Genomic DNA, 24,991 nt, shown 5'->3' with positions numbered 1-24,991 from the left:
GACCGCCTGATGACCGCCTTCATCATCCACAATATGGCGCCGATCATGTTCGCGGCGCTGGTTGTCCTTCTGCTGCTCGGCTATCCCGCGGCCTTCGCGCTGGCCGCTAACGGCCTGATCTTCGGTTTCGTCGGCATCGAGCTTGGGCTGTTCAACCCCAACTTCCTGCAGGCGCTGCCGGAGCGCATCTACGGCACCATGAACAACGAGGTGCTGCTGGCGATTCCCTTCTTCACCTTCATGGGGCTTGTGCTCGAACGATCGGGCATGGCCGAGGATCTGCTCGACACGATCGGCCAGTTGTTCGGTCCCGTGCGTGGCGGCCTGGCCTACGCCGTCGTGTTCGTCGGAGCCCTCCTTGCTGCAACGACAGGCGTGGTCGCGGCCTCGGTGATTTCGATGGGCCTGATCTCGCTGCCCATCATGTTGCGCTACGGCTACGACAGGCGGCTCGCCAGTGGCGTCATTGCCGCATCAGGCACGCTCGCCCAGATCATCCCGCCGTCTTTGGTGCTGATCGTCATGGCCGATCAGCTCGGCCGTTCCGTCGGCGATATGTATGAAGGCGCCTTCCTGCCCGGCCTGATCCTGTCCCTTCTCTATGCGGGATATATCTGGCTCATGTCCATGATTTATCCGAACAGCGCACCCGGCTTGCCCGCGGATGCGATCGGGCATCGGGAGGAAGGAGGCGACCGCGGGGTCTGGCAGGTCGGCGCGCTGGTGGCCTTCTCGGGGCTCGCCGCCTATTACGTCATGCGTCAGACCGAGGTACGCGCCGGTGCCGACTTCGTCGTCCTGACCATGTCGATCGCGGTGATCGTGGCCTTTCTCTCGGCGCTCTTCAACAGGCTGCTCGGCAGCCAGCGCATCGTCCTGACGCTCCTCATCACAGCGGCCCTCGTCGGCCTCTATATCGTGCTTAAGAGTACCGAGCACGCCTACTGGGCCCTCCTGACGGAAGCCTTCATCGCCGGCACGGTCTATGCGCTCATCGCGGCGACCATCGAGCGCTCCACCGGCAAGCGCCTGATCTCGCGCCTCGCCGAGCAGGTCACCTTTGTGATGGTGCCGCCGCTCGGCCTCATCTTCCTCGTCCTCGGGACGATCTTCATCGGCGTCGCGACACCGACGGAGGGCGGCGCCATGGGCGCGGCGGGCGCGGTGATACTCGCCTTCGCGCGCAAGCGCCTCAATTTCGGACTTCTCAAGCAGGCGACGGAGTCGACTGCGAAACTGTCCGCTTTCGTCATCTTCATTCTCATTGGCGCCCGCGTCTTCTCGCTCACCTTCTATGGTGTCGACGGGCACAAGTGGGTGGAAGAACTGCTGCTTGCACTACCCGGCGGCGAAGTCGGCTTCCTCGTCTTCGTCAACATTCTGATCTTCATCCTCGCCTTCTTCCTCGATTACTTCGAGCTCGCCTTCATCATCATTCCACTGCTTGCGCCGGTGGCCGACCATCTCGGCATCGACCTGATCTGGTTCGGCGTGATGCTGGCGGTCAACATGCAGACAAGCTTCATGCATCCGCCGTTCGGCTTCGCGCTGTTCTTCCTGCGCTCGGTGGCGCCGAAAGAGGCCTATATCGACCGAGTCACAAAGAAACGGACGGCGCCGATCACGACCGGACAGATCTACTGGGGCGCGGTTCCCTTCGTCTTTATCCAGTTGATCATGGTGGCGCTGATCATCTTCTTCCCGCAGATGGTGATGCACTACAAACATGGGGCGGTGCAGGTCGATCCGCAGCGGGTCGAAGATCAACTGAAAGGCCTCGCCCCGCCGCCGGGCCTGGGCAACGACCTGCCGCCGCCGGCGCTCAACTTCAAATAGCGGCTCACGAACAACAAAAGGCCCCGGAGAGCGATCTCCGGGGCCTTGTTCTTGATCGGGCCCTCCGCCAAGGCGCCGCCGGTCTGCCGTGTGGCAGCGCCACGGGGCATTGGAAGGGGTCCTTGGATCGGGGGCTTGGATCGGGGCCTTGGACGCGAAAAGGGCGGCCACCCCTTCGGATGACCGCCCCCTTAACCCCTGCGAGACAAAGCTTATCCGCGGGCGCGGGCGCGGATCATGAAGTTGTCATAGGTGTATTCCGCCACCTGCCACCAGAGGTATTCCTCATTGCGATAGGCGATCATCGCATCGATGACCTTTTTGAAATCCGGATTCTTGGCACTGATCTCCGCATAGAGCTCATTGGTCGCCTTGAGTGCGGCTTCCATGACGTCCTGCGGATAGGGCTTGAGCTGCGTGCCGGCGCCGACGAGACGCTTGATGGCGGGCGGATTGAGCTTGTCATAGCGCGCCAGCATGATGGTGTTGGCGTAGGCGGCCGCATTGATCAGCGCCGCCTGGTACGGCTTCGGCAGCTCATTCCACTTGTCGAGATTGACCATGGCGTGGATGGTCGGGCCACCTTCCCACCAGCCCGGGTAATAGTAGTACGGCGCGACCTTGTTGAAGCCGAGCTTCTCGTCGTCATAGGGGCCGACCCATTCGGCGGCGTCGATCGTGCCCTTCTCGAGGGCCGGATAGATATCGCCGCCGGCTATCTGCTGCGGCACGACGCCGAGTTTCTGCAGGACCTGCCCGGCAAGGCCGGCGATACGCATCTTGAGGCCGGAGAGATCGGCGACCGTCTTGACCTCCTTGCGGAACCAGCCGCCCATCTGTGTGCCGGTATTGCCCGCGGGCATGCCGAACACGTTGTATTTCTTGTAGAACTCATTGAGCAGCTCGTTGCCGCCGCCCTCGAACAGCCAGGAGTTCTGCATGCGCGCATTGAGGCCGAAGGGCACGGCCGTGCCGATCGCGAAGGTCGGATCCTTGCCCACATAGTAGTAGGAACAGGTGTGGCACATCTCCACGGTGCCGTTCTGCGTGGCGTCGAGCGCCTGCAGGCCGGGCACGATCTCTCCGGCCGCGAAAACCTGGATCTGGAACTTGTTATCCGTCAGCTCGGCGACTTGCTTGGCGAGCACTTCAGCGCCCGCGTAGATCGTATCAAGTGACTTCGGAAAGCTCGATGCCAGACGCCATTTGATCTCTGGCGCGGACTGCGCGATGGCCGGCGCCGCAAGGGCCGCACCACCTGCGACGGCGAGACCCGAGCTCGCTAGAAACTGACGACGCTTCATTCTCTTCATCCTCCCGCTTAAACGGACGCCAATACCTGCTTGAAAAGGTGGCGCTTGTATGGAGCAACAGAGCCATATTCCGCTGGAGACCGCAACAGTCTCAAGCGCCCGGAAGCTTGTCCATTCGTCGAACGTGGCGCAAAAAAGCACCACATCCGCGGCGGTCGAAAGCCGGCGTCGCCGACCCGGTTATTCGATCACGATCCGCGGCGCGGGGCGCAGGCGCGGGGTACCCCCGAGAACACCGGCAAGTTGCGCGGCCATATCCATGAAAACACTCGCCTCGGGGCCATGGGGGTCGCGGACCACGATGGGCTCGCCCTGGTCGGAGGCCTCACGCAGCGCCATCGTCAGCGGCACCTCGCCCAGGAAGGGCACGTCCATGGCGCGCGCCTCATCGCGCGCGCCGCCGTGGCCGAAGATGTCGGAGCGGCCGCCGCAATGCGGGCAGATGAAGCTCGACATGTTCTCGACGACGCCGAGGATGGGCACCTCGACCCGGCGGAACATGGCGACCCCGCGCCGCGCATCGATCAAGGCCAGGTCCTGGGGCGTCGAGACGATCACGGCGCCGGCCAGCGCCGCGTTCTGCGCCATCGTCAATTGCGCGTCACCCGTGCCGGGCGGCATGTCGACGATCAAGATGTCGAGTTCGCCCCACTCCACTTCCCGCAGCATCTGCTGGATGGCGGACATCACCATGGGCCCACGCCAGATCATCGCGGCCTGCTCGTCGACGAGAAACCCGATCGACATCACCTTGAGCCCATGCGCAACGAGAGGCCGCAAGATACGCCGGCCGGGGATGACCTCGGGCTTGCCCGAGAGAGCGAGCAGCTTCGGCATCGACGGGCCGTAGATATCGGCGTCGAGCAGCCCGACGCGAAGCCCCTGCTTCGCCAGCGCGAGGGCGAGGTTGCAGGCAACCGTGGATTTGCCGACGCCGCCCTTGCCGCTGGCCACTGCCACGATATGCGTAACGCCGGGGACACCCGCCTTCGTCTGCGACGCGGCTTTCGGCCCGAGCGGGCGCTCCCCGGCGGGGGCAGCCGGGCGCGCGGAAGCGCGTGCGGCTCCCGAGGACGCGGGAGCCGCCTCCGCCGTCAAGGTCACGATGACGCTGTCGACGCCCGGCATCTCGCGCACGAGCCCCTCGGCGCGGTTGCGCAGCGGCTCCAGCTCCTGGGAGCGCGCAGGATCGATGGCGATGGAGAAATAGACCTTGGCGCCGGCGATCACCACTTCGGACAAGGCGGGGGAACGACCGAGCGGCGTGGCGCCATCGGGCCCGGCAATGGTGTTGAGGCGCGCAATGACTGCATCTCTCGTGATCATTCTACCCTCGCTCCAAGGCCCAGCGCCGCGGGCATCCGATGTGGGAGCCCCTCTCGCCGGCTATGGCCTTGCACCCTATCCGACATGTCAACGGATCGGGATATGAGCCGCGATGGGGGCAAGGTCAACCGTGCGCCCGGACCAATGACCGGGACGCCAAAAAAGAAACGCGGCTCCTGGGGTCAGGAACCGCGCTGGAAGTCCAGGGTCTCGGAAGTCGTCTATATAGGTAGAGTAGATTAACAACCCGCTCTTGACTGTGTGAAAAAACACATAGCTGCGCTGACCTCAACGCGGATGCGCGCGTCGCCACTCCGCCGGGCGCTCGAAGCGCCCCGACCAGACACCGCGCCGGCCGGCGCGCGCCTGACGCTCCTCCGCGTCGAACCGGCCATAAGCAACGGCCTGCCCCGCGCGGACGAGGGCGGCATTGAGGTCGATGTCACCCTGCCGGCAAAGCGCCAAGTCCCGACCATAGCGGTCCTTTTCCCGCATGGTGCAGGTCACCGGCGCGCGCGCCAATATGCTGTCGAGATAGCCGCGGGCCTCGCGGCCGCAGGGATAGATGCCGTCGTCATGCTGGCAGGTCTGGTGGAGCTCCGGGGCATCGATGCCGGCGAGCCTCAGCTCGCGCTGGCCGAGGCGCAGCGAATCACCATCGATTGCGCGGGCCATGCCTGTGACCGTTTCACCGCTCTGCTGCCAGTAGCCCACGGCGACTAGGCCGAGCAAAGCGGCCAGGGAAACAAGCCGCCAGTGGCCAGGCGCTCTCCGGCTGCCGCCGCCAACGGCGTGAGGCAGGCGGCGGGACCGCGCGATCAGGACGCGTCCGGCCGCTGCGAGACGGCCGCCTGGGCAAAGGTCGCCATGCCGTTGTGGGTCGCGACGGCCGCCTTGACGATCCCCGCCGCGAGCGCCGCACCTGTGCCCTCGCCGAGCCGCATCCCGAGATCGAGCACCGGCTCGAGGCCGAGACGCTCGAGCACCTCGCCGTGCGCCCCTTCCGCCGAGCGGTGGCCGGCGAGGCAATGGTCGAGCGCGCCCGGATCCAGGGCTTTCAGCACCGCCGCAGCGGCACAGACGACATAGCCGTCGAGGATCACCGGGATTCGCTGCAGCCGCGCCGCCAGAATGGCGCCGGCGATCGCCGCCACCTCGCGCCCGCCGAGCCGGCGCAACACCTCCAGCGGATCGTCGAGATGCCCGGCATGGGTGGCCAGCGCCTGTTCCACGACGGCGCGCTTGCGGGCGAGGCCGGCATCGTCGATCCCCGTGCCGCGGCCGACCCATTTGCCGACGGGGCCCCCATAGAGCGCCGCAAAAATGGCTGCCGCGCTCGTCGTATTGCCGATGCCCATCTCGCCGAGGCAGAGGAGATCGGCGCCGCCGGCGATCGCCTCCATGCCGAAGGCCATCGTCGCCACGCAGGACTTCTCGTCGAGCGCCGCCTCCTCGGTGAAATCGCCGGTCGGCAGGTCGAGCGCCAGATCGAACACCTTGAAGCCAAGGTCATAGGCCGCACAGATCTGGTTGATGGCCGCGCCGCCGGCCGCGAAGTTCTCCAGCATCTGGCGCGTCACGCTCTGCGGATAGGGCGATACGCCGTGTTTGACGACCCCGTGATTGCCGGCGAAGACGCAGACGACGGGCCGGCGGATGTCCGGCTGGCCCTTGCCCTGCCAGGCCGCGACCCACTCGACGATGTCTTCCAGACGGCCCAGCGAGCCGGCCGGCTTGGTCAGGTCCTGATCGCGCGCCTTGACGATCGCCACCGCTTCCTCGTCAGGCCCCGGCATCATGGGAATGAGACGCCGCACATCGTCGAAAGGCAGGCCCGAAGCCGACATATCCATGACACCCATGCTCCTCGGCCCGGCGGTACGAAGCATGCCTTCCATCGCGCGAGCCAGGCTCGCCTGAGGGCGCGGAACATGCTCTAAGGCCTCTTCCGGAGAGCTATACCGGTCGCAGAGCCGCGAGTGAAGCCGATGACAGGGTCCAATGACGATCGAGGCGCGCGCCGCATCGCCGCGCCAGGGGGGTGGCGCGGTCTCGCCGCCGACGCGGCGGCCTGCCTCGCCTTCTACTCCCGCCTGCCGGTGCCGCAAGGCTGGCTCCCCGACGGCGGCAAGGCCCCGCCGGATTTCGGCGTCATGATCCGGGCCCTGCCCCTCGCCGGTGCCGTCCTCGGCCTCTGCGGTGGGCTCGTTATGGCAGCAGGGCTTTCCCTCGGCATCGGGGCCCTGCCCTCCGCCGTGCTCGCGGTGGCTGCCCTGACGGCGATCACGGGTGCGCTGCACGAGGATGGCTGGAGCGATACCGCGGACGGTCTGTTCGGCGGCCGGACGCGCGAACGCCGGCTGGAGATCATGCGCGACAGCCGCATCGGTGCCTTCGGCGCGGCCGCGCTGTGCCTCGGCCTCCTGCTCCGCGTCGCGCTGCTCGCCGAGTTTGCGAGCCGCATGCCACCCCTCGCCGTTGTGGCAGCCATCGTCGTGGCCGCAGCAGTCTCGCGTACGGCGGGGCTGCTGCCGCTCGCCGTCCTGCCGCCCGCGCGTCCCGCGGGCGCCGGCGCCCGCGCCGGCCGACCCGACGCGACGGCGCTCAGCGTCGCCGCGCTGCTGTGCCTCGCCCTGATCATCGTCGCACGGCTCGTCGCCGGTCTCGCCATCGGCCCCGCGGCGGTCGGCGCGCTCGCCGCCATCGCCGCGGCCTGGGGCATAACCCGCCTGGCCCGGACGAAGCTCGGCGGACACACCGGCGACATCGCAGGCGCCGCCCAGCAGGCCGCCGAGATGGCCTTTTTTTTTGGTATCCTGGCGATGTCTCCCTAGATCTTGGCCTATATGGAGGTAACCACCCCTGATGATCCGGCCGGCCCTATGCGATTGATCGTTCCCCTTGCCATCATCGGCGTGGCACTCGTCCTCCTCCTGCTGTTCAGCGGCGAGGAGACCATCGCCGGCATGGCGCCCGATCAGCTCGCGCGTTTCGCGAGCCTGTCGGCTTTCGGCATTGTGATCTTCGGATCGATGGTCGCCCTATTTCGGGGACGCTGGTCCCAGGCAGTCCAGGCTCTGGCCTTCTGGATGATCGCACTCGTCGGCCTGGTCGGCCTCTACAGCTATCGCGACGATATCACCGTGTTCGGCCATCGCATCCTCGGCGAACTCACCCCGGGACGCGTTGTCCCTGGGCCCGCCGGCGAAATCTCGGTGGTGCGATCGGGCAGCGGCAGTTTCGACGTCGAGGCCGAGGTCAACGGCCGCACGGCCCGCTTCATCCTCGATACCGGCGCCAGTGTCGTGGTGCTGACGACAGAAACCGCGAAGCGCATCGGCATCAATGTCGATCAACTGGCCTTCAACCGTCCCGTGCGCACGGCCAATGGATCGACCATGGCGGCCGCTATCACCATCGATACGCTCGCGGTCGGCTCGATCGTCGAGCGACGGGTGCCGGCGCTCGTTGCACGCCAGGGCAGCCTGTTCCAGAACCTCCTGGGAATGACCTTCCTGGAGCGCCTTGGCTCCTACGAGGTCCGCGGCGACCGGCTGATCATGCGGCCGCAGACGTAAGCGCAATCGGTATTCTGAAGCACGCGTCCGTTCTCTGCTCCGTGTCATCCCCGGCGGGCTGCGCCGCAGCCCGGGAAGGGGATCCAGAACTATGTATCGAGGATCAATGGGTCCCCTTCCCGTCGCTGCGCGACGCCGGGGAAGACACTCATTTCGCTCACGCCATTTTTGAATGTCGGTCAGTCGCAGCAATCAGGCGGCGCTTTCGAGCGCGTCGCGCTCGGCTTGGCGCGCTGAGGCTTCTGTCACTTGAGCAACGGCCGCGCGCAGAACGTCAACGCCAGCGCCCGGCTTGACCGCTTCCGTCGCCAGGTGCCGGCGGTAGAGCCTGGCACCCGGGCGCCCCGGAAACAGGCCGAGCAGATGTCGCGTCATCTGGTTAAGGCGATAGCCCTCCGCGAGGCGCGCTTCCACATACGGAATATAGGCGTTGATCGCCTCCTCCGCGGTGGCAACCGGTGCGGGCTCGCCATAGAGCAAGGGGTCGACAGCCATCAGAATTTCCGGGTTCTGATAGGCCGCGCGGCCGAGCATCATGCCATCGAGCGTGACCCCCTCCCCGTTCATGGCGGCAAGGCCGGCCGCCACATCGGCGAGGCCGCCGTTGAGGACGATCGGCAGATCGGGCCAGGCCCGCTTGAGCCGATGGACGCGCCCGTAGTCGAGAGGCGGCACCTCCCGGTTCTCCTTGGGCGACAATCCCTGCAACCACGCCTTGCGCGCGTGCACGACGAGCCCGTCGACGCCGGCCGCCACGAGGCCGCGGGTCAGGGTGTCGAGCGCCTCCTCCGGGTCCTGATCATCGACGCCGATGCGGCATTTGACGGTCACGGGGATCGCGACGGCCGCCTTCATTGCAGCCACGCAATCCGCCACGAGGGCGGGCTCGCGCATGAGGCAGGCGCCGAAGCGGCCGTTCTGCACCCGGTCCGAGGGGCAGCCGACATTCAGATTGATCTCGTCATAGCCGAAGTCCGCGCCGATGCGCGCCGCCTCGGCCAGGTCCGCCGGATCGCTGCCGCCGAGCTGCAGGGCAGCCGGATGCTCCTCCCGGCTGAAGCCGAGTAGCCGTTGGCGATCGCCATGGATGACGGCGCCGGTGGTGACCATCTCCGTATAGAGGAGCGCGCGGCGCGTCAGGATGCGATGGAAGAACCGGCAGTGCCGGTCCGTCCAGTCCATCAGGGGGGCAACGGCGAAAGGGGCAGCGCGATAAGGCTTCATTATCTCAAAACGGTGTTCGGATGGGCGCCTTATAGCAAAGGATCGTGGTGATCGCCATGCGGGCCGCCGCCTTCGCATTTGGCGGGCGACCTTGCAGCCGAAATGGCCACTTCCCCTGAAAACCGGTATCCATCGCGCATCGTGATGCTCTAAATAGCACCCGGAACATGCAGCATAGACCCCGGCAGCGTTGAGCCGGCAGACAAGGAGTGAGTTGGTATGGCGTTCGATCTCACCGGCAAGACCGCGCTGATCACGGCGGCAGGTCAGGGCATCGGCTTTGCTTCGGCAGTGGCATTGGCCGAAGCAGGTGCCAAAGTCTTCGCCACCGACATCAACGAATCGACCTTCGCCGCGCTCAAGGAGGCCCACGCGGGCATCGAGCCTTTCCGGCTCAACGTTCTTGACGATGCCGACGTACAGCGCGCGACCGAACGCACGGGGCCGATCGACATTCTCTTCAACTGCGCCGGCGTCGTGCACAACGGCACGATCCTGGAATGCCCGCCCGAGGACCTCGCCTTCGCCCTCCAGCTCAACGTGACGGCCGCCTATCGCACCATCCGCGCCTATCTGCCGGCCATGCTGGAGAAGGGCGGCGGCTCCATCATCAACATGTCGTCGGTTGCCTCCAGCGTGAAGGGCGTGCCCAACCGCTTCGCCTACAGCGCCTCCAAGGCCGGCACCATCGGGCTCACGAAATCCGTTGCGGCGGACTACGTTTCGCGCGGCATCCGCTGCAACGCGATCTGCCCCGGCACGGTGCAGTCTCCGTCCCTCGACGACCGCCTGCGCGCCCAGGGCGACTACGAGGCCGCGCGCAAGGCCTTCATCGCCCGCCAGCCGATCGGACGCATCGGCAAGCCGGAGGAAATCGCCGCGCTGGTGCTTTATCTCGCGAGCGACGAGGCGGCCTATACGACCGGACAGATCCACGTGATCGACGGCGGCTGGACGGCCTGACGGTCCGCGCGTGAGCCACCTCACCAGCACGGAAGGGGGCGACATCTTCGCCCCTTTCTCGCAAAGTGGACTTCGACCGCAGGCGTCGGCCGAACTTGCACGCCTGAGCTGATGCAGCGGCGGACGACTCACGCCAGCTCGCGCGCGATCTCCGCCAGCATCTCGTAGGACTTCAGCCGCGCGCCGTGATCGTAGATCATGCCGGAGACCATGACCTCATCGGCGCGGGTCTTCTCGATGAATTCGCCCAGCGCCCGGCGCACCGTTTCCCGCGAGCCGACGAAGGAACAGGCGAGCATGCGCGAGGCCTGAACCTTCTCGCTCGGGCTCCAATAGGCCTCGATGTCGTCGATCGGCGGCGGCAACAGGCCACGCGTGCCACGGAAGATATCCGCGAAACGCTGCTGGGCCGAGGTGAACAGCCTGCGCGCCTCCGCGTCGGTCTCCGCGGCGAAGACATTGGCCCCGACCATCGCATAGGGCTTCGGGTTGCGCGCCGAGGGCTCATAGCGCTCGCGGTAGACGGCGAGCGCATCCATCAAGGCATCCGGGGCGAAATGCGAGGCAAAGCCATAGGGCAGCCCGAGCATGGCCGCGAGCTGTGCACCGAACAGGCTGGATCCGAGGATCCACAGGGGCACGTTCAGCCCCGTGCCGGGGACCGCCTGCACGACCTGCCCCGGCTGCAGCGGGCCGAGAAGGGCCTGCAGCTCCAGCACGTCCTGCGGGAAGTTCTCGGCGGAGGAATAATCGCGGCGCAGGGCGCGCAGCGTGCGCTGGTCCGTGCCGGGCGCGCGGCCGAGGCCGAGGTCGATGCGGCCGGGATAGAGCGTCTCGAGGGTACCGAACTGCTCGGCGATCACCAGAGGCGAATGGTTCGGCAGCATGATGCCGCCGGCGCCGACACGGATGCTCTTCGTTCCACCCGCGATATAGCCGATGACGACCGACGTCGCGGCGCTGGCGATACCGGTCATGTTGTGATGCTCGGCGAGCCAGAAGCGCTTGTAACCCCAACGCTCCGCATGCTGCGCCAGATCGAGAGAATGATGCAGCGCTTCGGCGGGAGACGAGCCCTCCGTCACAGGCGCGAGATCAAGGACAGAGAATACCGGCATGGCCCAACTCCCAGCATGAACCGTCATGCGTCAGATGGGGATGAGGTGGTACGCTCAGGCGCCATGCGCAAGCGCAGAGATGCCCGGCGCAAGCGCAGAGCTCGCGCTCGATCCATGCCGTGGATGCAACGCCCGGCCGCGACGCCCGACCAGGTGCGCCTGGCCGGGCCCCCTATGGGCCGCTGTGGGGCGACGGTTTTTGCCGGGGGTGGATAGGTTCAGCGGGCAACGACCGCGCCAGTCCGGGCGCCTTGCTGATGCGTGGCTCCCGGAATGACGGCGCGCGGCGGTCAGTGGCCGCTGCTGTCGCCCGACCGGCTCGCCTCGAAGAGGAACCACACGCGCTTCTCGGTCGCGTCGATGATGTTTTCGAGCAGGCTCGCGGTCGCCACATCCTTGTATTCGTCGGCGACGTCATGGGCCTTGCGCAGCGTCTTGACCATCGCCTTGTTGTCGGCCACGAGCTCGCGCAGCATGTCGGCGGCCGAGACGAAAGGCGCGTCGTTATCGGCGATGCTCTGCAGCTTCGCGATATGGCCGATGGACCGCAGTGTTGTGCCACCGATCTTGCGTACGCGTTCGGCGACGTCGTCGGTCACGCCGATGATGTCCGCACCCTGATCATCGAACAGAAGATGATAGTCGCGGAAATGCGGACCGCTGACATGCCAATGGAAATTCTTGGTCTTCAAGTAAAGCGCAAAGGCATCCGCGAGAACAGCATTGAGCACGTCTGAAATGGCCGCAACGGCACCCTGCGTCAGGTCTGTCGGCGTATGCAGCCCAGGGGCCTCGGCAGTGTTATCGCTCCGCGCGGCCGCCTGTTTGCTCTTCGGCTTGGCGGATGTCTTTTCTGATGCTCTCGTGGAGGTTTTCGCAGTTGCTCGGGCCATTGGACGGCTCCTTCTCGGTATCGCATCGCGACCCATCGACATAGATCTGCCCCGCAGGCACATGGGCGCCTGCAGCATAGGGACAGCCAAAGCATCAAGATCCGCCAGGACGGGCGATAGGTCAGGACACGCGATTTCAGGTCAGCGAGGTAGAACGGCGACAGATCTTGCTTCGACCGGTGCTGTTCTACCACAGACGAAGCTGCCGGTCAGCGCAATCGGCAGCGAAGTCCGAAAATGCTTAATGTCGTCAGAGCTGTGCCTGATGTCAGCCAATAGCGAGAACGCGCTTTCAACCTTGGCGCGCGGCGGTGACGACATCCAAGCCCAGCCGCAGCAACTCGGACCACGCCCCTTCCGCCGTTTCCGCGAAACCGAACAATTCACAATCCGCCGCGCTGATGGTGCCCTCGTCCACCATCGTCTGGAAGTTGATGACGGATTTCCAATAGTGCGGATCGTAGAGCACGATAGGCACGGGAGGCGCCTTGTGCGTCTGGCGCAACGTCAGGATCTCGAAGAGTTCGTCAAGTGTGCCGAAGCCGCCGGGAAACACGACGAGCCCGTTCGCGCGCATCGCCAGATGCATCTTGCGCATCGCGAAATAGTGGAAACGGAAGGTGAGATCGGGCGTCGAATAGGCGTTGGGCTCCTGCTCGCGCGGCAATGTGATGTTGAAGCCGATCGAGGGCGCACCGGCGTCAAGCGCGCCGCGATTGGCGGCCTCCATGATACCGGGGCCGCCGCCTGTCGCGATGACATTGTCCCGCTCGTTGCCATTCGGGCAGAGCGCGCCACCGCGCAGGGATGCGATCCGGCCGAATTCACGCGCCGCGGCATACCAGTTGGGATGGCGCCCGCCGCCGTTCTCGTCCACGCGCGCGCTGCCGAACACGACGATCGTCGAGCGGACGCCCCAGGCACGCAGCGCTTCCTCGGCCTTGGCATATTCCAGCAGGAAGCGCACCCCGCGCATGGAATCACCGAGCAGGAAGTCCTGATCGAGTGCCGGCAGGCGATAGGACGGTGAGGCCGCCTGGGCGGCATTGGGGGCCGCGGGCGTGGGCTCGGCGGGAGTGGGCGTGGCGGGAGTGGGCGTGGACGGGGGAATGGCCATGATATCCAAAGGTCAGCGGTGAATCGTCTGGGGCAAGGTCGTCTGGCCTTCGCCAAGCGCACGCTGCATGAGTACGGTATCGACCCAGCCGCCGAATTTGAAACCGACGGCGGGCAATGTCCCGATGAACGAAAATCCAAGACTGCGGTGCAACCCGACGGAGCCTGCATTGCGGGAATCACCGATCACCGCCAGCATCTGCCGCCAGGGACCAGCCTCGCAGCGCGTGATCAGTTCGCGCAGAAGCGCACGGCCGATACCCCTGCCGGCGAGCCCGTCGCGGACATAGATCGAATCCTCGACCGTGAAACGATAGGCGGCACGCGGACGATAGGTCGTCGCATAGCTGTAGCCCACCACCTCCCCGCCCAGTTCGGCGACGAGATAGGGCAAACCGACCTTCAGGACCTCCTGCCGCCGCCGGGCCATTTCCGCGACATCGGGTGGGACCTCCTCGAACGTCGCGAGCCCGTGGAGCACATGATGCTCATAAATGGCCTGCACGACGGCCATGTCGGCGTCCTCAGCGTCCCGGACGCTCAGTGCCTCTGCCTTACCTTCACGCGTCACGCCTCGACTTTCCATCCGCATAGGCTCCTATCTCGACGCCATCGAAAAACGCCCTTTTTGCCCTCACGGCAAGCGGCGGTTTCGCCGCAGGCGCGTCATCCTATGGTGTGAAAGCATACCAACCCGAGGCGCGCCAGACGCAACCTCCAGCGTCGACAGCTCTGATAGCAGTTTAAAATTGTTCTATTTAATAAAACATCATGTAAACTGTAATATTAGCTGGCCGACGGGGTCGACTTCTAGGAATTCTACATCAGTGCACTCGACCTGCGCCGGCAATCGGTATATCCCTGCGCTTATGATACCTTATCAAGCATCCCACATCCTTGTCGGATTGCTCGTGTTCGGCCTTTCGGCTGTGACCGGCACCGGCGTCCGGGCACAGCAATCACAGCCCGGGGCGGTGGCTGCATCGGCGGCGGTCGCGCCTGTCATACCGCCGCGTCCCAATCCCAGCGACGTGATGAAGAACTGGCCGGTCTATCCGGAGGCTTTGCGTCGCACCGGCGAGCAAGGCATGGTTCTGCTGCAGATCAGGGTGGATGCCGGCGGCGTTCCGCGACAGATCGGCATTGCGCGCAGCAGCAACGTCGCCCTGCTCGACGAGGCGGCGGTGCGCGCGGTCAGCCGCTGGCGCTTTTCGCCGGCAACCCGGGGCGGCCAACCCGTTGGGGCGACCGTGAGCCTGCCCATCGATTTCCGGCTGAAGGACCCCGAGCCCGCTTCCGCGCCCGGAAAACCGGCCGCGAAGGCGCCGGCGCAGGCCAAGCCGCGGGCTCCCCGCTCCCAGCAGACTGAACGTGCTGCCCCGCGCCGCACGGCGACGGAAAGTCCCGCACCACAGCAGCGGCAACCGTCCGATCGGCAGGGATTGCAGGCTCCGCCCTCGCTGACCCTGCCGCCGCCCCGGTAGGCAGGTCCCTCCGGTGCCTATCGACGACAAAGCCCGGGAGCCGATGGCCACCCGGGCTTCGTGATCACCGATGCAGCGTCGGCAAGCCTCTCAGCCGATCGTCATGAGGCTCGCATTGCCACCGGCGGCTGCCGTGTTGGTGCTGATGGACACCTCCTCCAACAGCCAGTCCAGGCAGTAGTCCTCGGCGCCCGAAGCGAGCCCGGCAGCGGAAGCGCCCTGCAGGCCGACGATCGCGCCGGGGCGCACAGCGAGCTTGCGATTGACGTCCTGCAGGGCATCGCTGTCGCCCTCGAACAGCATGGCCGAGATATCGTCCGCCAAGAGGTCATCGACCAGGGTGACGCGGCGCTTGAGCGCTTCCGGCAAAGCGGCGCAGCGCACGGCTCCCGCGCCGGAAGCGGGGACCACCGCCCTGTTGCCCGTGGCCAGGATGGCTCCCACCTGAAGGAGAAAGCCGCTTTCGGTCTGCGCGAGCGCCGCGATGCGCCCGCGTGGCTTGAGCGTATACATGTTGCGCTCGCCCACCGGACCGCGCAGCTCGACGGATCCGCCGACCTGGGACCGCTGGATATAGGCGGTGACGCGCGCGGCTTCCGCGTTCAAGCCCTGGCTGGCCAGCCAATCACGATAGCTGATGGCCCCGGCGTCGGGCGCGGGCGCGCGCACGGCCGGCTGCGGCTCCGCCGGCCGCACCGCCAGCAGACGGCTGAGATAGAGTGGCCCGCCCGCCTTCGGCCCGGTGCCGGACAGGCCATGGCCGCCAAAGGGCTGCACGCCGACCACCGCCCCGATGATGTTGCGGTTGATATAGAGGTTGCCGGCCTCGATGCGGCTCGTCACGCGGGCGATCGTTTCGTCGATGCGGGTATGCAGGCCGAAGGTCAAGCCATAGCCGGTCGCGTTGATGTCCGCGATCAGGCGATCCAGATCGTCACGCTTGTAGCGCAGTACGTGGAGCACCGGGCCGAACACCTCGCGCTCGCAATCGGCGATGCTGTCTATCTCGATGAGGGTCGGCGCCACGAAGGTGCCGTGCTTCGTCTCATCCGTCAGCGGGCTTTCCTCGACGCGCCGGCCGCGCTGGCGCATGGTTTCCACATGGGTGTGGATATTGTCGCGCGCCTCCGCCGTGATCACCGGCCCGACATCCGTGGACAGGTTGTCGGGGTTGCCGATGGCGAGTTCCTTCAGCGCGCCCTTCAGCATGGTCAGGGTGCGATCGGCCCCGTCCTCCTGCAGGCACAGGATGCGCAGTGCCGAGCAACGCTGGCCGGCGCTGTCGAAGGCGGACTGGATCACGTCCATCACCACCTGCTCGGCGAGTGCGGACGAATCGACGATCAGCGCATTCTGGCCGCCGGTCTCGGCGATCAGCGGCACCGGCCGGCCATCGGGCAAGAGGCGTTCGGCCAGTTGCCCCTGGATCAGGCGGGCCACCTCGGTCGAGCCGGTGAACAGGACGCCCCGCACATGCGCGTCCGCGACCAGCGCCGCGCCGACCTTGCCATCGCCGGGCAGGAGCTGCAGCGCCGCATCGGGAATGCCCGCCGCGCGCAGGATGCGCACGGCTTCGGCGGCAATGAGCGGTGTCTCCTCGGCAGGCTTGGCGAGCACCGGATTGCCCGCGGCGAGCGCCGCCGCCACCTGGCCCGTGAAAATAGCCAGTGGGAAGTTCCAGGGGCTGATGCAGACGACGGGGCCGAGGGGGCGATACGCGTCGCCGTTGAGCCGGCTGCGCGCCTCGGCCGCGTAGTAGCGCAGGAAATCGACCGCCTCGCGCACCTCGGCAATGGAATTGGCAAAGGACTTGCCGGCCTCGCGCACAATGAGGCCGATCAGCGTCGGCATGCGGCTTTCCATGATGTCGGCCGCCCGCTCCAGGCAGGCCGCGCGCTCATCGGTCTGCGTCGATTCCCAGATTGGCGCCACCGCCGCCGCCAGCGCCGTGGCGCGGGCGACAGTGGCCATGTCAGCCTCGATCACCGTGCCGACCTGATCGCGCCGGTCGGCGGGATTGAGGACCGGCTGCGCCGCCCCCTCCCCCTGTCCGTCGCCGAGCATCGGCCGGGCCGCCCAGGCAACCTCGACACTGGAGAGAAGCGCTGCCGACAGGGAGGCGAGACGCTGTTCGTTGGAGAGGTCGAGCCCGGCCGAATTGGGCCGTTCGCGGCCGAAAAGTTCGCGGGGGGCGGAAATCCTGGCATGAGGCGCGCCGACCGGCTCGATGGCACGCGCCTCCTCGACCGGATCGACGATGAGTTCCTCGACCGGGACCGCCTTGTCGGCGATGCGGTGCACGAAGGAGGTATTGGCGCCATTCTCCAGGAGACGGCGCACGAGATAGGCGAGCAGGGTCTCGTGGGTCCCGACCGGCGCATAGATGCGGCAGGGTCGGTTGAGCTTCGTCGGGCCGACCACCTCGTCATAGAGCGGCTCGCCCATGCCGTGCAGGCACTGGAACTCGTATTGACCCGCATAGTAGTTCTCGCCGGCCATCGCCATGATGGTCGCGAGCGTGCGGGCGTTATGCGTCGCGAACTGCGGGAAGACCGCATCCGGCGCCGCCAGGAGCTTCTTGGCGCAGGCGACATAGGACACGTCGGTGTGCACCTTGCGCGTGAAGACGGGGAAGCCCTCGAGGCCGTTGACCTGGGCGGCCTTGATCTCGCTGTCCCAATAGGCGCCCTTCACCAGGCGCACCATGATGCGGTGGCGGCTGCGGCGCGCGAGATCGATGAGATAGTCGATCACGAAGGGGCAGCGCTTCTGATAGGCCTGCACCACGAAGCCGATACCGTTCCAGCCGGCGAGATCGGGATCGAAGCAGAGCGATTCCAGGAGGTCGAGCGACAGCTCCAGCCGGTCCGCCTCCTCGGCGTCGATATTGAGGCCGATGTCATAGCCACGCGCCAGCACCGCCAGCGCCTTCACGCGCGGCAGGAGCTCGGTCATCACGCGGTCGGCCTGGGCGCGGCTGTAGCGCGGATGCAGGGCGGACAGCTTGATGGAAATGCCCGGCCCCTCGTAGATGCCGCGGCGGTTGGAGGCCTTGCCGATGGCATGGATGGCCTGCTCGTAGTCGGCGAAGTAGCGAGCAGCATCCTCGGCGGTGGTCGCCGCCTCGCCCAGCATGTCATAGGAATAGCGGAAGCCGCGCGCCTCGAGCGCGCGGCTGTTGGCCAGCGCCTCGCCGATGGTCTGGCCCGTGACGAACTGCTCGCCCATCAGGCGCATGGCCATATCCACGCCCTTGCGGATCACCGGCTCGCCACCGCGCCCGATGAGGCGGGTGAGCGCGGCGGACAACCCTCCCTCGCTGGTCGTGGCCGTGAGCTTGCCGGTGACGACGAGGCCCCAGGTCGCGGCGTTGACGAAGAGCGACGGGCTCTGGCCAACGTGGGTCTGCCAGTCGCCGGAGGCGATCTTGTCGCGGATCAGTGCGTCGCGCGTCGGCTTATCGGGAATGCGCAGCAGCGCCTCGGCGAGGCACATGAGGGCGACGCCCTCCTGACTCGACAGCGAATACTCGTTGATGAGCCCCTTGACGCCGCCGCCGTCATTCTTGACGCGCAGAGCCAATACCAGATCGCGCGCACGGCCACGGGCAAGCTCGGCCGCCTGCGGCGGCAAGGTGGCCCCGGCGATCAGCGCCGGCAGACACTCCGGCTCAGGCCGGCGATAGGCCGACGTGATGGCGGCCCGCAGCACACTCTGCGGCTGGATGGACTGCGCGAAAGCGATGAAGGGGCGCGGCCCCTGCTCCGGCTCGTCCGGCGTGTCGAGAACATCCAGGGCGAGCGGCGCCTCGGCGCCAAAATCGCGGATCTCCCCACGCTCGATGCGCTCGATGGTGGCGACCAGGGATTGCTTGATCAACCAGTGCGGGGAGCGCCCGACCGCCTCGGCCGCCGCCTTGAGCCGCGCCTTCAGCTCGTCGCTCACCTTCACGCCGATGGTGGTGTTCTGCATGCTGCCCCTCCCGTGGGGGTAAAACCCGACATTCGCCGCGGGTTATACCTCCATCGCGGGAATGGTGCAACCCTGTCGCAACCATTGGCTCGGAGGGCGTTTCGCGCCTCCGCCCGGCCAGCGACGCTAATTATTTTGAGCTTGAACTATTTCCGCGCCAGACTACACTTCCCGCCATTCAGCCGACAAAAAGTGGATCAATGATGGTAGGGCGGCGCGCGCTGGTGACGGGGGGAAGTCGGGGGATCGGGCGCGCCATTGCGACCGCGATGACGGCCGCGGGCCATGACGTCACGATCCTCGGACGCAACCGCGCCTCGCTCGACGAAGCCTTGGCGCAGGGCGTCGCGGCGCGCGGCGAGGTCGTCGACGTGACCGACGTCGATCGTCTCGCCGCCATCGCCGGCGCGGGCTACGACATCCTCGTCAACAATGCCGGCGGCGCCGGCACCGCGCCGTTCCTGAAGAGCGATCGCGCGCTTTTCAGCCGCATGATGGCGCTGAATGTGGAGAGCGCCGCCGAGGCCATGCGCGCGGCGCTTCCCGGCATGATCGAGCGCGGTTTCGGCCGCGTGATCAATGTCGCCTCCACCGCGGGGGTCAAGGGCTATGCCTATGTGTCCGCCTATGTGGCGGCCAAGCACGCCGTCGTCGGGCTGACGCGTGCGGTTGCGCTGGAGATGGCCAAGACCGGCGTGACCATCAATGCCGTCTGCCCGGGTTACACGGATACGGATCTCGTCGCGGACAGCGTCAAGAGCATTGTCGCCAAGACACAGCGGTCCGCCGAGGAGGCCAAAGCCCATTTCACCGCATCCAATCCCCTTGGGCGGCTTATCAAGCCTGAAGAAGTGGCGAGTGCCGCCGTCTGGCTTGCGAGCGACGGCGCAGCCGCTATGACTGGACAATGTATCGTCATTGCCGGAGGTGAGGTGTGAGCACGACCGACGTCGACCCCTGGATCGATGCCGAGACCAAAGTGGCGGAAGCCCCCGCCGACCACCGCGCGGAACTGCGCCTGTGGCTGCGCCTCCTCACCTGTTCGACGCTGATCGAAAACGAGATCCGCCGCCAGCTTCGCGACGAATTCGACTTCACCCTGCCGCGTTTCGACCTGCTCGCGCAGTTGGAGAAAGCCGAAGACGGGCTCGTCCTCGGCGAAGTCTCCAAGCGTCTGATGGTCTCGGCGGGCAATGTCACGGCCATCGTCGAGCGCCTGCTCGCCAGCGGCCATGTCACGCGCACGGCGTTGCCGCAGGACAGGCGCACACAGATCGTGCGGATGACGGAGGAAGGGCGCAAGGCCTTCAAGGCCATGGCCGACGAACACGGCGAATGGATCGGCCGGATGTTCGATGGGCTCGAGCCCGCCGATATCGATCATCTGATGAACCTGCTCGGCAAGCTGAAAACGTCAGTCCGGGCGGGCATAAAGCGTGGAGAGGAAACATGACGGCGAGTGGTGTAGTTCTTGGAGGCGCGGTCGTCGCCGGCCCCCTCTCCGCCTATCAGGCCCGGCATGTGATGCTGAACGTGTCCGGTGGGATCGCATGGGTCACCCTCAACCGGCCCGAGCGCAAGAACCCGCTGACCTTCGAATCCTACGGCGAATTGACGGCGATCTTTCGCGCCGCGCGCACGGATGGCGAGGTCAAAGCCTTCATCTTGAGTGGCGAAGGCGGCAATTTCTCCTCCGGCGGCGACGTCCACGACATCATCGGGCCGCTCGTCGCCATGAAGACGACCGATCTCCTGCGCTTCACCGAGATGACCGGGGATCTCGTCAAGGCCATGCGCGCCTGCCCGCAGCCGATCATCGCCGCGGTCGATGGCATCTGCGTCGGCGCCGGCGCCATCATGGCGATGGCGTCGGATATGCGCCTGGCGGCGCCCGAGGCCAAGGTCGCCTTCCTGTTCAACCGGGTGGGCCTCGCCGGCTGCGACATGGGCGCCTGCGCCATCCTGCCGCGCATCATCGGCCAGGGCCGGGCCAGCGAACTCCTGTTCACCGGCCGCGCCATGGGCGCCGACGAGGGCGAGCGCTGGGGCTTCTTCAGCCGCATCGTCCCGGCCGAGGAACTGGCCGACGCCGCGACCCTGCTCGCGCAGCGCATCGTCGACGGCCCGACCTTCGCCAATGGCGTCACCAAACGCATGCTGCACATGGAATGGGCCATGAGCGTCGACGACGCCATCGAGTCGGAGGCCATCGCCCAGGCGCTGTGCATGACGACGGAGGACTTCGCCCGCGCCTACCATGCCTTCGTCGCGAAGGAAAAGCCGGTTTTCAAGGGCGATTGAGATGGTCGATACACGCTTTCTCGACTGGCCGTTCTTTGAGGCGGCCCACCGCGCGCTTCGGGATGAGATCGCGGCCTTCGCCAAGGAGACCGTGCCCAGCCTCGTCGATCACCACGACGTGGATGGCTCCTGCCGCCGGCTGGTGGATGCCCTCGGCCGCGCCGGCATCCTGCGCCATGCGGTCGTCGCCCCCCATGGCGGCAAGGCCGACAAGCTCGCCGTGCGTTCGCTCTGCCTTATCCGCGAGACGCTGGGCTACGCCGACGGACTGGCGGACTTCGCCTTCGCGATGCAGGGGCTCGGCTCAGGCCCCATCTGCCTGTTCGGCACGGAGGAGCAGAAGGCGCGCTATCTGCCGCGCGTCGCCGCCGGCGAGGCGATCGCCGCCTTCGCGCTGACCGAACCGGTCGCCGGCTCCGATGTCGCAGCACTGGCCACGACCGCCGAGCCGGACGGGCCCGACCATGTGCGGATCACCGGCGAGAAGACCTGGATTTCCAACGGCGGCATCGCCGATCAGTATGTCGTCTTCTGCCGCACCGGCGAGGGCCCCGGCACGAAAGGCATGTCGGCCTTCGTCGTGGAGGCCGGCGCGCCCGGCTTCACCATCGCCGAGCGGCTCGACACCATCGCGCCGCATCCGCTCGCCCGCCTTTCCTTCGACGCCTGCCGCGTGCCCGTCGCCAACCGCATCGGCAAGCCGGGCGAGGGCTTCAAGATCGCCATGGCGACGCTCGACGTCTTCCGTTCGACGGTGGGGGCGGCAGCGCTCGGCTTCGCACGCCGGGCGCTCGACGAGGCGCTGCAGCGCGTGACGACACGCCAGCTCTTCGGCGGCCCGCTCGCCGATCTGCAGATGGTTCAGGGGCAGATCGCGGACATGGTGACGGACGTGGAAGCGGCCGCCTTGATGGTCTATCGCGCCGCCTGGACCAAGGACAATGGTGCGGCGCGCATTACCCGCGAGGCTTCGCTCGCCAAGCTCGTCGCCACCGAGAACGCCCAGCGCGTCATTGACACCGCCGTGCAGCTCCACGGCGGCGACGGCGTGCGCACCGGCTCGAAGGTCGAGGAACTCTACCGCGATATCCGCGCGTTGCGCATCTATGAAGGCGCGAGCGAGGTGCAGAAGGTCATCATCGCCCGCCAGACGCTCGCAGATTTCGCGGCGGGGTGACGCTTCCGGACTACTCGCGCGGTCATCCCGGAAGCCGCTGAGCGGCTGTCCGGGATCCATGCGCACCGCGCGTCTTCATGGATCATCGACAGTGGTCATGGGTCCCGGGCTCAAGCCTCACGGCTTGCCCCGGGATGACCGGCGCCTAGAGCATTTCCGGTGAACTCCGGTTCACCGGAAGTGCTCCGGGTCTTTGATTCTACGCATTTTCTTCACGCGAACCGGTGTCCACTTCGCTCGAAAATGCTCTAGAAATGCACCCGCGTAGCCTTACTCCGCCGCGAGCGGCCGCTCCTCGACCTGCGGCCGGGCGTGGCGGGCCGGCCGCGCCTTGACCTGCAGGGCGATCTGCTTCTCGCGGGTCTTCTCCATCTCGCGATGCGCCTGGTTCCGGCCTGCGAGGTAAGGCTTCGGCCAGAACTGGTTGCGCGCGCCATACCAGGCCTCGGCCTGATGCGCAAAATAGGGGTTCCACAGATGCGGGCGCGCCAGCGCCACAAGATCGGCGCGCCGCGTGTGCAGGATGGTGTTGATCTGGCCGGGCTCGGTGATGGCACCGACCGCCATGGTCGCCATCTGCGGCACGTTGCGGATCGCCTCCGCGAACTGCACCTGGAACATGCGGCCGTAGACAGGCTCCTGGTCCGGCACCGTCTGGCCGGCGGACACGTCGATCAGGTCGCAGCCGGCCTCATGGAAGGCCTTGGCGATCGCGAAGGTCTCCGCCTCCGAGATGCCGCCTTCCTTCCAGTCCGACGCCGAGATCCTGACCGACATCGGCCGATCCTCGGGCCACACGGCCCGCATGGCGGCGAAGACCTCCAGCGGATAACGCAGACGGTTCTCGATCGAGCCACCGTAGTCGTCGGTGCGTTGGTTCGTCAGCGGCGACAGGAAGGACGCGAAGAGATAGCCGTGGGCGCAGTGCAGCTCCAGCATGTCGAAGCCCGCGCGTGCCGCACGCTCCGCGCCTTGCACGAAATCCGCCTTGATGCGGTCCATGGTGGCGCGGTCCAGCGCCTCCGGCTGCTGGCTGATGCCATCGAACCACGGAATTGGCGAGGCTGAATACAGCGGCCAGTTGCCCTCGGCCAGCGGATAATCGGGCTTTTCCCAGCCGAGCTGGGTCGAGCCCTTGCGGCCAGCATGGCCGAGCTGCATCACGATCTTGGCCGCGGAATGGGTGTGGACGAAATCGGCGATGCGCTTCCACTGGGCCTCATGGTCATCGGTCCACAGGCCGGGGCAGCCGGGCGTGATGCGCGCATCCGGCGAGGGGCAGGTCATCTCCGCGAAGATCAACCCCATGCCACCAAGCGCATGCGAGGTGTAATGCACGAAATGCCAGTCGGTGAGATTGCCTTGCACATCGGCTGAATATTGCGCCATCGGCGCCATCACCACGCGGTTGGGCAGTTCCATGCTGCGCAGGCGGAACTTGGTGAACATCGGCGTCGGCCGGCTTTTGCGATAGTCGTCGCCGGTCTCGCGGTAGAGCCGCTCGTAGAATTCCGTATCGGCCTTCTCCACGAAGGTCGGGTCGCGCACGATGAGATTGTCGTAGGTGATGGACTTCGCCCGGCACATCACCACCATGGCGAACTGCATCGGCTCCATGTCGAAGGCGCGGTTCATATGCTCGAACCAGGCCAGTGACACGTCGGCGTTGTGCTGCACGATCTGGCATGGCGTACGCCGCGTCTCGTCATAGGCTTTGAAGGCCTTCTCCACGCTCTCCTCGGCATGGGCGAGAATGGCGTCCGACAGGCCGATGGCGCATTCCATGGCGAGCTTGGTGCCGGAGCCGATGGAGAAATGGGCCGAGGCCTTGGCGTCGCCCAGGATGACGATGTTGTCGTGCCACCAGTTCTCGCAGAAGATGCGCGGAAAGCGCCGCCAGTTCGAGCGGTTGAGCAGAAGCGGATGGCCCTGGAGTTCCTCGGCGTAGATGGCCTCGAGCTTGGCCTTCGAGCCTTCCTCGTCGAACTCCTCGAAGCCGTGCCCCTGCCAGCAGGCCTCGTCCATCTCGAACACCCAGGTCGAGCGGCCCGCCTCATATTGGTAGGTGTGGGCGCAGATGACGCCGTGCTCGGTCTCCCGGAAGAAATAGTTGAACTCGTCCATGGGACGCGTCGAGCCCATCCAGCAGAAGCGGTTGGACTTCAGGGTCATGCTGGGCTGGAAGGCGTCGCGGAAATGCTCGCGGATCGGCGAATTGATGCCGTCGGCCGCGATGATGATGTCGGATGAGGCGAAACGCGTCTTGAGATCGGCGGGATCGATCCGCTCGGAGAAGGTGAGCGCGATGCCCTCCTCGCGGCAGCGCTGCTGCAGAAGGGTGAGCAGTTCCTGCCGCGAAATGCCGCAGAAGCCGTTGCCGGCGCAGCGGATTTCGTTGCCCTTGTAATGGATGGCGACGTCGTCCCAGTAGGCGAAATGGTCGCGGATGCGCTCGTAGGACTGGGGATCGCGCGAGAGAAACTCCTCCAGCGTGTCGTCCGAGAAGACCACCCCGAAACCGAAGGTGTCGTCCGCGCGGTTCTGCTCGAAGACCTCGATGGTCCAGTCCGGCCGTGCCTTCTTGGTCAGAAGCGCGCTGTACAGGCCGCCCGGCCCGCCCCCCACTACCGTGATCTTCATGGCTGATGCCCCGCTTTCAAGCTGTGACGGAAATTATTTTATACTTAAAA

General features: G+C 66.3%; 20 protein-coding genes. 9 read left to right on the top strand and 11 right to left on the bottom strand.

The window, feature by feature from the left end; translation table 11 throughout:
- Window positions 1–9 precede the first annotated feature (9 nt).
- Complete coding sequence (locus tag C7450_RS29560) at window positions 10–1,836, top strand: TRAP transporter large permease (protein WP_110378090.1); 1,827 nt, start codon at window positions 10–12, stop codon at window positions 1,834–1,836.
- Window positions 1,837–2,048: 212 nt separating this feature from the next.
- Here C7450_RS29560 and C7450_RS29555 read toward each other — a convergent pair whose 3' ends face one another.
- The 4 genes from C7450_RS29555 to cobT form a co-directional block, all read right to left on the bottom strand.
- Window positions 2,049–3,140 (bottom strand): TRAP transporter substrate-binding protein, encoded by a 1,092-nt coding sequence (locus C7450_RS29555; RefSeq protein ID WP_110378089.1) that lies wholly within the window; start codon window positions 3,138–3,140, stop codon window positions 2,049–2,051.
- A 189-nt stretch (window positions 3,141–3,329) separates the two neighbouring features.
- On the bottom strand, window positions 3,330–4,475 hold the full coding sequence (locus C7450_RS29550; protein WP_110378088.1) for an Mrp/NBP35 family ATP-binding protein: 1,146 nt from the start codon (window positions 4,473–4,475) through the stop codon (window positions 3,330–3,332).
- Window positions 4,476–4,763: 288 nt separating this feature from the next.
- Window positions 4,764–5,150 (bottom strand): thermonuclease family protein, encoded by a 387-nt coding sequence (locus C7450_RS29545; protein ID WP_110378087.1) that lies wholly within the window; start codon window positions 5,148–5,150, stop codon window positions 4,764–4,766.
- Window positions 5,151–5,293: 143 nt separating this feature from the next.
- Entirely contained in the window at window positions 5,294–6,328 is a 1,035-nt protein-coding gene (gene cobT / locus C7450_RS29540; protein ID WP_110378155.1) for a nicotinate-nucleotide--dimethylbenzimidazole phosphoribosyltransferase, read from the bottom strand.
- Window positions 6,329–6,463: 135 nt separating this feature from the next.
- Between cobT and cobS the strand changes: the two genes are divergently transcribed.
- Entirely contained in the window at window positions 6,464–7,309 is an 846-nt protein-coding gene (gene cobS, locus C7450_RS29535; RefSeq protein WP_110378086.1) for an adenosylcobinamide-GDP ribazoletransferase, read from the top strand.
- 48 nt (window positions 7,310–7,357) lie between these two features.
- Window positions 7,358–8,053, top strand: a complete 696-nt coding sequence (locus C7450_RS29530; RefSeq protein WP_170147511.1) for a retropepsin-like aspartic protease family protein — start codon at window positions 7,358–7,360, stop codon at window positions 8,051–8,053.
- A gap of 192 nt (window positions 8,054–8,245) precedes the next feature.
- Here the strand turns inward: C7450_RS29530 and dusA are convergent, their stop codons facing one another.
- Window positions 8,246–9,277, bottom strand: coding sequence for a tRNA dihydrouridine(20/20a) synthase DusA (gene dusA / locus C7450_RS29525; protein ID WP_110378084.1), 1,032 nt, complete (start codon window positions 9,275–9,277; stop codon window positions 8,246–8,248).
- 219 nt (window positions 9,278–9,496) lie between these two features.
- Between dusA and C7450_RS29520 the strand changes: the two genes are divergently transcribed.
- Window positions 9,497–10,240 (top strand): SDR family oxidoreductase, encoded by a 744-nt coding sequence (locus tag C7450_RS29520; protein ID WP_110378083.1) that lies wholly within the window; start codon window positions 9,497–9,499, stop codon window positions 10,238–10,240.
- A 128-nt stretch (window positions 10,241–10,368) separates the two neighbouring features.
- On the opposite strand, the gene C7450_RS29515 is transcribed toward C7450_RS29520, so the two are convergent.
- The 4 genes from C7450_RS29515 to C7450_RS29500 form a co-directional block, all read right to left on the bottom strand.
- Window positions 10,369–11,358 (bottom strand): LLM class flavin-dependent oxidoreductase, encoded by a 990-nt coding sequence (locus tag C7450_RS29515; RefSeq protein ID WP_110378082.1) that lies wholly within the window; start codon window positions 11,356–11,358, stop codon window positions 10,369–10,371.
- A gap of 290 nt (window positions 11,359–11,648) precedes the next feature.
- Window positions 11,649–12,251 (bottom strand): Dps family protein, encoded by a 603-nt coding sequence (locus tag C7450_RS29510; protein WP_110378081.1) that lies wholly within the window; start codon window positions 12,249–12,251, stop codon window positions 11,649–11,651.
- 292 nt (window positions 12,252–12,543) lie between these two features.
- On the bottom strand, window positions 12,544–13,368 hold the full coding sequence (locus C7450_RS29505; protein ID WP_110378080.1) for an LOG family protein: 825 nt from the start codon (window positions 13,366–13,368) through the stop codon (window positions 12,544–12,546).
- 12 nt (window positions 13,369–13,380) lie between these two features.
- Window positions 13,381–13,953, bottom strand: coding sequence for a GNAT family N-acetyltransferase (locus C7450_RS29500; RefSeq protein WP_110378079.1), 573 nt, complete (start codon window positions 13,951–13,953; stop codon window positions 13,381–13,383).
- Between the two features lie 325 nt (window positions 13,954–14,278).
- On the opposite strand from C7450_RS29500, the gene C7450_RS34185 reads away from it, so the two are divergent.
- Window positions 14,279–14,851 carry an energy transducer TonB gene (locus C7450_RS34185; RefSeq protein WP_170147510.1) on the top strand — a complete coding sequence of 191 codons (573 nt, stop codon included), beginning with the start codon at window positions 14,279–14,281 and terminating at the stop codon, window positions 14,849–14,851.
- A 90-nt stretch (window positions 14,852–14,941) separates the two neighbouring features.
- Here the strand turns inward: C7450_RS34185 and putA are convergent, their stop codons facing one another.
- Window positions 14,942–18,823, bottom strand: coding sequence for a trifunctional transcriptional regulator/proline dehydrogenase/L-glutamate gamma-semialdehyde dehydrogenase (gene putA, locus C7450_RS29490; RefSeq protein WP_110378077.1), 3,882 nt, complete (start codon window positions 18,821–18,823; stop codon window positions 14,942–14,944).
- A gap of 203 nt (window positions 18,824–19,026) precedes the next feature.
- Here putA and C7450_RS29485 point away from each other — a divergent pair, with 203 nt between their 5' ends.
- The 4 genes from C7450_RS29485 to C7450_RS29470 are packed head-to-tail and all read left to right on the top strand — an operon-like array spanning window position 19,027 to window position 22,301.
- Window positions 19,027–19,761: an SDR family NAD(P)-dependent oxidoreductase gene (locus tag C7450_RS29485; RefSeq protein WP_170147509.1), complete on the top strand. Its 735-nt coding sequence runs from the start codon at window positions 19,027–19,029 to the stop codon at window positions 19,759–19,761.
- Window positions 19,758–20,276: a MarR family winged helix-turn-helix transcriptional regulator gene (locus C7450_RS29480; RefSeq protein WP_210206571.1), complete on the top strand. Its 519-nt coding sequence runs from the start codon at window positions 19,758–19,760 to the stop codon at window positions 20,274–20,276. Before C7450_RS29485 ends, C7450_RS29480 begins: the two co-directional genes overlap by 4 nt.
- Window positions 20,273–21,124, top strand: coding sequence for an enoyl-CoA hydratase family protein (locus tag C7450_RS29475; protein ID WP_110378075.1), 852 nt, complete (start codon window positions 20,273–20,275; stop codon window positions 21,122–21,124). Before C7450_RS29480 ends, C7450_RS29475 begins: the two co-directional genes overlap by 4 nt.
- A 1-nt stretch (window position 21,125) precedes the next feature.
- Window positions 21,126–22,301: an acyl-CoA dehydrogenase family protein gene (locus C7450_RS29470; RefSeq protein WP_110378074.1), complete on the top strand. Its 1,176-nt coding sequence runs from the start codon at window positions 21,126–21,128 to the stop codon at window positions 22,299–22,301.
- A 270-nt stretch (window positions 22,302–22,571) separates the two neighbouring features.
- Here the strand turns inward: C7450_RS29470 and C7450_RS29465 are convergent, their stop codons facing one another.
- Window positions 22,572–24,941: an oxidoreductase gene (locus C7450_RS29465; protein ID WP_110378073.1), complete on the bottom strand. Its 2,370-nt coding sequence runs from the start codon at window positions 24,939–24,941 to the stop codon at window positions 22,572–22,574.
- Window positions 24,942–24,991 lie beyond the last annotated feature (50 nt).

The sequence above is a fragment of the Chelatococcus asaccharovorans genome, assembly GCF_003201475.1.
Classification (GTDB): domain Bacteria; phylum Pseudomonadota; class Alphaproteobacteria; order Rhizobiales; family Beijerinckiaceae; genus Chelatococcus; species Chelatococcus asaccharovorans.
Note: the sequence above shows the minus strand (reverse complement) of the source record. Positions and strands in the feature narration are given on the sequence as shown.

What these genes read in the sequence shown, in the direction of transcription:
- cobT (WP_110378155.1), bottom strand. Translation starts at nt 6,328, where the DNA reads ATGGATATGTCGGCTTCGGGCCTGCCTTTCGACGATGTGCGGCGTCTC.
- putA (WP_110378077.1), bottom strand. Translation starts at nt 18,823, where the DNA reads ATGCAGAACACCACCATCGGCGTGAAGGTGAGCGACGAGCTGAAGGCG.
- cobS (WP_110378086.1), top strand. Translation starts at nt 6,464, where the DNA reads ATGACAGGGTCCAATGACGATCGAGGCGCGCGCCGCATCGCCGCGCCA.
- C7450_RS29545 (WP_110378087.1), bottom strand. Translation starts at nt 5,150, where the DNA reads ATGGCCCGCGCAATCGATGGTGATTCGCTGCGCCTCGGCCAGCGCGAG.
- C7450_RS29485 (WP_170147509.1), top strand. Translation starts at nt 19,027, where the DNA reads ATGGTAGGGCGGCGCGCGCTGGTGACGGGGGGAAGTCGGGGGATCGGG.
- C7450_RS29530 (WP_170147511.1), top strand. Translation starts at nt 7,358, where the DNA reads ATGCGATTGATCGTTCCCCTTGCCATCATCGGCGTGGCACTCGTCCTC.
- C7450_RS29510 (WP_110378081.1), bottom strand. Translation starts at nt 12,251, where the DNA reads ATGGCCCGAGCAACTGCGAAAACCTCCACGAGAGCATCAGAAAAGACA.
- C7450_RS29515 (WP_110378082.1), bottom strand. Translation starts at nt 11,358, where the DNA reads ATGCCGGTATTCTCTGTCCTTGATCTCGCGCCTGTGACGGAGGGCTCG.
- C7450_RS29500 (WP_110378079.1), bottom strand. Translation starts at nt 13,953, where the DNA reads ATGGAAAGTCGAGGCGTGACGCGTGAAGGTAAGGCAGAGGCACTGAGC.
- C7450_RS29465 (WP_110378073.1), bottom strand. Translation starts at nt 24,941, where the DNA reads ATGAAGATCACGGTAGTGGGGGGCGGGCCGGGCGGCCTGTACAGCGCG.
- C7450_RS29520 (WP_110378083.1), top strand. Translation starts at nt 9,497, where the DNA reads ATGGCGTTCGATCTCACCGGCAAGACCGCGCTGATCACGGCGGCAGGT.
- C7450_RS29470 (WP_110378074.1), top strand. Translation starts at nt 21,126, where the DNA reads ATGGTCGATACACGCTTTCTCGACTGGCCGTTCTTTGAGGCGGCCCAC.
- C7450_RS29550 (WP_110378088.1), bottom strand. Translation starts at nt 4,475, where the DNA reads ATGATCACGAGAGATGCAGTCATTGCGCGCCTCAACACCATTGCCGGG.
- dusA (WP_110378084.1), bottom strand. Translation starts at nt 9,277, where the DNA reads ATGAAGCCTTATCGCGCTGCCCCTTTCGCCGTTGCCCCCCTGATGGAC.
- C7450_RS29560 (WP_110378090.1), top strand. Translation starts at nt 10, where the DNA reads ATGACCGCCTTCATCATCCACAATATGGCGCCGATCATGTTCGCGGCG.
- C7450_RS29555 (WP_110378089.1), bottom strand. Translation starts at nt 3,140, where the DNA reads ATGAAGCGTCGTCAGTTTCTAGCGAGCTCGGGTCTCGCCGTCGCAGGT.
- C7450_RS29475 (WP_110378075.1), top strand. Translation starts at nt 20,273, where the DNA reads ATGACGGCGAGTGGTGTAGTTCTTGGAGGCGCGGTCGTCGCCGGCCCC.
- C7450_RS29505 (WP_110378080.1), bottom strand. Translation starts at nt 13,368, where the DNA reads ATGGCCATTCCCCCGTCCACGCCCACTCCCGCCACGCCCACTCCCGCC.